Annotated in this window: 7 protein-coding genes; 5 read left to right on the top strand and 2 right to left on the bottom strand. The window is 70.1% G+C overall.

The features are described from left to right. Both ACOJSN_RS25170 and ACOJSN_RS25165 read left to right on the top strand, forming a co-directional pair. Window positions 1-648: RIO1 family regulatory kinase/ATPase (locus ACOJSN_RS25170; RefSeq protein ID WP_420115226.1), on the top strand; the 648-nt coding region annotated here is incomplete at its 5' end. Window positions 649-823: 175 nt separating this feature from the next. Continuing rightward, the gene (locus tag ACOJSN_RS25165; protein ID WP_420115225.1) at window positions 824-1,027 is read left to right on the top strand and encodes a cold-shock protein; all 204 of its coding nucleotides are present in this window, start codon (window positions 824-826) and stop codon (window positions 1,025-1,027) included. A gap of 88 nt (window positions 1,028-1,115) precedes the next feature. Here ACOJSN_RS25165 and ACOJSN_RS25160 read toward each other — a convergent pair whose 3' ends face one another. After that, entirely contained in the window at window positions 1,116-1,928 is an 813-nt protein-coding gene (locus ACOJSN_RS25160) for a spermidine synthase (protein WP_420115224.1), read from the bottom strand. Window positions 1,929-2,016: 88 nt separating this feature from the next. On the opposite strand from ACOJSN_RS25160, the gene ACOJSN_RS25155 reads away from it, so the two are divergent. Genes ACOJSN_RS25155 through ACOJSN_RS25145 form a run of 3 tightly spaced genes read left to right on the top strand, consistent with a single transcriptional unit; the run spans window position 2,017 to window position 4,148 of the window. After that, complete coding sequence (locus tag ACOJSN_RS25155) at window positions 2,017-2,457, top strand: SAV_6107 family HEPN domain-containing protein (RefSeq protein WP_420115223.1); 441 nt, start codon at window positions 2,017-2,019, stop codon at window positions 2,455-2,457. Continuing rightward, window positions 2,454-3,701, top strand: a complete 1,248-nt coding sequence (locus tag ACOJSN_RS25150; RefSeq protein ID WP_420115222.1) for a DNA polymerase IV — start codon at window positions 2,454-2,456, stop codon at window positions 3,699-3,701. Before ACOJSN_RS25155 ends, ACOJSN_RS25150 begins: the two co-directional genes overlap by 4 nt. A gap of 42 nt (window positions 3,702-3,743) precedes the next feature. Continuing rightward, window positions 3,744-4,148 carry a DUF3040 domain-containing protein gene (locus ACOJSN_RS25145; RefSeq protein ID WP_420115221.1) on the top strand — a complete coding sequence of 135 codons (405 nt, stop codon included), beginning with the start codon at window positions 3,744-3,746 and terminating at the stop codon, window positions 4,146-4,148. Window positions 4,149-4,238: 90 nt separating this feature from the next. Here ACOJSN_RS25145 and ACOJSN_RS25140 read toward each other — a convergent pair. Beyond that, window positions 4,239-5,564 (bottom strand): DUF4129 domain-containing transglutaminase family protein (locus ACOJSN_RS25140; RefSeq protein ID WP_420115220.1); only part of this gene is annotated, 1,326 nt, incomplete at its 5' end.

Below are 5,564 nucleotides of genomic sequence, written 5' to 3'. Positions count from 1 at the left end.
CTGCGCACCGGGGACCCAGGTGAGGCGACGCTGATGGTCGCCAAACGGTACCGATCGCCGGAGCTTGCGAGCTTCCACCGGTCGCAGACGTACACGGAAGGTAGGCGGACCCGGGACTCGCGGGTCGGCCGGGCCATCGCCAGCGGATCCGCCTTCGGCCGCGATGCGGCCGCGAGCCAGTGGGCGCGGAGCGAGTTCGACGCGCTCGGCGCGCTGTTCTCTGCGGGACTGGCCGTGCCATACCCCGTGCAGATCGTCGGAACCGAGGTCTGCATGGAGTTCATCGGCAGCGACGACGGCGAGCGGCTCGCCGCGGGACCGCGGCTGCACGAGATGCGACCGCGCGCCGAACTCGCCGAGCAGTGGGCGTGGGAGCTGCGGCGTTTCGTCATCGACCTTGCCGATCTCGGACTGGCTCACGGTGACCTGTCGCCGTACAACGTGCTGGTCGATCCGCGGACCCCGGAGCAGCGGCTCGTGGTGATCGACGTGCCGCAGGTCGTGGACCTGGTGGCGAACCCCCACGCACCCGCGCTGCTGCGGCGGGACTGCACGAATGTGTGCACCTGGCTCCGTGCCCACCAAGCACCGGAGGGCCTCGTCGATGCCGAGGAGTGGTATCGGCAGGCGATCCGGCGCTACCTCTGAGCAGACCCTGGCGCCCGCGCGGGGCCACGTGCAAGACTGCCGATGTTGCAGGTTTCTCTGACGTTTGACCGGGGCTTGACCCAGAGCATGACGTGGGCGAGGCATTGCGGCACAGCGGTACAACGGTCGGGCCAGGAAGGTCCGGCCCACGAAGTCCCGGAAGGACGAGCAAGAGATGGCACAGGGAACCGTCAAGTGGTTCAACGCTGAGAAGGGCTACGGGTTCATCGCCCAGGATGGCGGCGGCGACGACGTCTTCGTGCACTTCACGGCGATCCAGTCGGATGGCTACCGTTCCCTCGACGAGGCGCAGCGCGTCGAGTTCGAGATCACCCAGGGTCCCAAGGGCCCGCAGGCCGAGAGCGTTCGCGTGGTCTGATCGATCCCATGCTCCCGAACGAGCATGTGAGCAGGGCACGACCCCCGCAGCGGGCCTCGCACCATCACGGTGCGGGGCCCGTTTCGTCTCACTCCGGCGGGTCCGTGAGCACCGACGCCCCGGCCACGAAGTCCTCGATCTCCGCCTCCCCGATGATCCCGGCCGGAACCGGGAGCGAGCGGAGCGCTCGGGTCAGACCGGCACGGTGAACGGGCTGGTCCGACGCGGCCAGCACGATGTTGCCGTAGCGCCGGCCCTTGAGGACACCAGGCTCACCGATCGCCACGACGTGCGAGAACACCGACCGTACGGTCGCCGCCTCACGTCGAGCCCCCCGTAGCGGTGGGGAGTCGGCGAGGTTGGCGAGGTAGAGGCCTCCGGGACGTAGCCGGCGCGCCACCTCGGTGGTGAACTCCTGCGTACGCATGTGCTCGGGGACGTGGCGTCCGGAGAAGGCGTCCCTGACGACCACATCGAGGGTGCCGTCGACGAAGGTCACCAGCTCATGGCGCGCGTCACCGACCCGGATGCGCAGTCGAGGGGAGCGCGGCAGGTCGAACCAGTCCCGGACGTACGTGGCGAGAAGCGCATCGATCTCGACGGCGATCTGGCGTGCCTGCGGCCACTCCGCGTCGACGGCGCGAGCGAACGCGCACCCGGCACCACCGAGATGCAGGGCGCGCAGCCGCTCGGCCCCCGGATGTGTAGCGCGCAGCACGGCCTGCATCTGCTGCATGTACTCGAACACGAGATGGACCGCGTCGTCGAGGTCGAGGTGAGAGCTCTCGACGCCGTCGAGCAGCAGCATCACGCCGTCACTGTCGGACCTCAGCTCTACTGTGCCGAGTGACGTCGGAACGGGTGCGTCGGGGAGTGCGGTGGAGCCTCGGCGCCTGGCCATCCCTTGAGCGTAGGGCCAGCCGAGACTCTTGACTTCGTCGAACGAATGTTCGATAATCGAACGAGGCGCCAGCAGGAAGGAGCGGGCCATGACCACCACGACACTGAGAGCGGGCACGGCTCATCCTGTGGTCGACCAGCTGCTCCGGCGTGCCCGCCTGGAGCTCGACGCGGCGGACTCGACCGAGGACCCCGCGATGCGGTTCCTCCACGCGCACATGGCCGCGATCCGCAGTGCGTCGGCGGTGCTCGCACTCCGAGCTCTCGGCTCCCGCCGCCGTGGGCGTCCACGCAGCGTGTGGGAGCAGCTCGCCGATGCCGGTGAGGAATGGGAGCGTTGGGCGGCTCGGTTCGAGGTCGCGGCACAGCTACGCGCGGCGATCGACGCGGGGCGGATCGGAGAGTTGGACGGCGCCGTCGCCGATGATGCGGTGTGGGCAGCCGACGAGTTCGTCGCTGACGTGGCCGCCGCGGCGCGCACGGCCGGCCACGGCCACCGCGCCGCAGACTCGACTCCGCTGGCCTCATGAGCCGGTCGCCGCGCAACGAGAACGTCCGACGCGACTGGGGAGAGGACGACAGCCGGACGCCGATCCTCCACGTCGACATGGACGCGTTCTTCGCAGCGGTCGAGCTGATCGACCGACCGGAGCTACGCGGGCTGCCGGTGATCGTCGGAGGAGCGCACCGTGGCGTGGTGTTGTCGGCCACCTACGAAGCGCGGGCGGCGGGCGTGCGTTCGGCCATGCCGATGACGCGCGCGCGGGCGCTCTGCCCGCAGGCGATCATCATCCCTCCCGATCATCACCGGTACCGGGACGTGTCCGTCGCCGTGATGCGGATCCTGAGCGACGTCACGCCCGTGATCGAGCCGGTGAGCATCGACGAGGCGTTCCTCGACGTCTCGGGTGCCCGACGTCGGGTGGGGTCGCCCAGCAGGATCGGCACCATGGTGCGACGCCGCGTCGCCGAGGAGCTCGGAGTCGTCGCGTCCGTCGGGATCGCGTCCACGAAGTTCGTCGCGAAGCTTGCCTCGAGCCACGCGAAACCCGACGGTCTGCTGCTGATCCCGCACGAGAGCACAGTGGGTTTCCTGCACTCGCTCCCCGTCGGGGCGCTCTGGGGCGTGGGGGAGCGGACCGAGGCCACGCTCGCACGGTCGGGCATCCGCACGGTCGCCGATCTCGCCCATACGCCGCCGCCGATGCTCAACCGGGTGCTGGGGACCGCCGCGGGCAGCCGCCTGCTCGATCTCGCCTGGGGCAGGGACCCACGGCCGGTGCAGCCCGTGCGGCACGAGAAGTCGATCGGGCACGAGCAGACGTTCGCGACGGACCTGACCGACCTCGCCGACATGGGAGCCGCCCTGCTCGACTTCTCGCACCGCTGCGCGGCGCGATTGCGGGCTGCCGAGCTCGTGACCTCGTGCGTCTCGATCAAGGTGCGTCTAGCCGACTTCACCACGCTCTCGCGCTCGCACACGCTCGATGCCGCCACCGACGTCGCGCACGACATCTACCAGGCCGCCAGGCGACTCCTCGCCGGCATGAGCCTGCCGCCCGATGGGGTGCGACTGCTGGGCGTGCGGTGCGAAGCGCTCAGCGATGCCGCCACCACGTTCGTGCAGGTCGCACTCGATGACAGCGGTCCCGAACGCCGTGCTGCCGAGCGCGTGATGGACGAGGTTCACGCGCGTTTCGGCCGAACTGCCGTCACCGCGGGGTCGCTCGTTCGCCAACCAACTTCCGATCCTGGCGATGGGGACATATCCTGAACCTTGCACCGTGCGGACGTCGGTGCAGGAAGTGGGGGTGACATGCCTCTTTCCGAGTACGAGCAGCGCGTACTGGACGAGATGGAGCAGCAGTTGCGCTCCGACGACCCCAAACTCGCGAGAACGATCTCGGGTGGAGCGCCGAGGCGGCCGCTCCACGTGGCCATCGGTGGCGTCGTCGTGCTCGCCGGAGTCGGGCTGCTCTTCGCCGGCCTGTGGAACGCGCAGGTCTGGCTGAGCCTGATCGGCTTCCTCGCCATGTTCGGCGGTGTGCTGCTGGCGCTGCGCCGGCCCAAGTCCGGCGGTGCCGCGCCGGAGGGCAGCGCAGGTGACAACGTGCGCCCGATCCGTCCCCGCCGTGGCGGCGGTGGCAGCAAGGGCGGAGGTGCTCCCTTGATGGATCGCCTCGAAGAGCGATGGGACCGGCGCCGCCGCGACGATCGCTGAGCGGCGACCTGCCTCAGGGAGGATCTGATCAGTTCAGGCCCGCTGCGCGGTGTCCAGGCACGCGGACCGGCCCCCTCTCTTCGTGCATCCCTAGACGCCGGCTGGATCGCGGCTGCGCTCGCGTAGCGTGCGACGAACCCCGTCGACGACCTCCTCGACCCACGCCTCGATCTCCGCGTCGTCGGGTCGAGTCACCGCCTGCGGTCGGTAGCTCACGGTCTCGATCGCGGCGACCAGCGACGTCAGTGCCGGCACGACGTCCGGGTCCAACAGCTCTGCCGCATCACGTGCGATGGCACGGGGGGTGCGTGAGGCCGCGGTGTCCACGCCGAGCTGCTCGAGGTGGCGCAGCACGTGCGCCCACCGCTCCTGCAGGTCGATGGCCCGCATCCGGGCGTGCCTGCGCGCGAGCGCGCTGGCGATGCCCGCGAGGCCGGCAAGCAGCAGCAGCGTGAGCAGCCACGGCGACTGACGCGACTGCTCGTCCGCGCCGCCGGCAGCACCACCGGTCGGGGACGCCGTCGAGGTCTCGGCCCGCTGGGACGTGCTCGACTCAGCGGAGGGCGCCGACGACGTCGGCTCGTCCGTGTTCGGCTGGGTGGTCTCCGGCGCGTACTCAGGCGGCGGCCCGGCCTGCACACCGGGAGTGGGCTCGAAGCGCACCCAGCCCACACCCTCGAACAGCACCTGCGGCCACGCATGGGCGTCGTGCGCGGTCACCTGCACCACGCCGTCGGAGGACGCTTCACCGGGAAGGAACCCCACCGCCAGGCGGGCGGGCATGCCCAACGTCCGAGCCATGATGATCATGGTCGTCGCGAACTGCACGCAGTAGCCGTGCCGATCGTTGAGGAAGTCCCACACCGCGTCGGGGGTCTGGGGTGCCGCGATCGACGTCGAGTAGACGAAGTTGGCGGGGTCGCGCAAGTAGTTCTGCAGGGCGAGCATCTGTGCGTACGGCGTCTCGGCGCCAGCCTCCGCCACGATCGAGCGGGCGAGGTCGGCGATGTCGCTCTGATACCCGGTCTCGGGGACCTGCAACAGCATGGGGTCGACGTCGCTGGCCGGGCGTAGCTGCTCGAGCTCCGGTCCTTCGATCTCGCGCGGTAGGAAGCGCACGTCGTAGCTGACCTCGCCACCGATGTGTGCGACAGCCTCGTCGGAGTCGGCCAGGTAGGCGACGTCGGCGGGCACCGTGAGCTGCCTCGGCTCACCGGGGAGCAGCAACCGGTCCTGGCCGAGGTTCGTGACGTCGATCTCGATGTCGACCGCGGGTGCGAGCGGTACGTCGTCGAGAGGGGTGGGCCACAACACCTGACCCTGGGAGTCGACGGCGTCACCGTCGCCGCCGCGCACCCAGTCGCTCCCGGTGAACTCGCTCACCGTGTAGGCGTGCATCGGTCCGACGGCCCCGGG

Origin of the sequence: Pseudactinotalea sp., assembly GCF_048594945.1 — a bacterium.
Lineage (GTDB): Bacteria > Actinomycetota > Actinomycetes > Actinomycetales > Beutenbergiaceae > Pseudactinotalea.
This window is presented reverse-complemented; position numbering and strand designations above follow the sequence as displayed.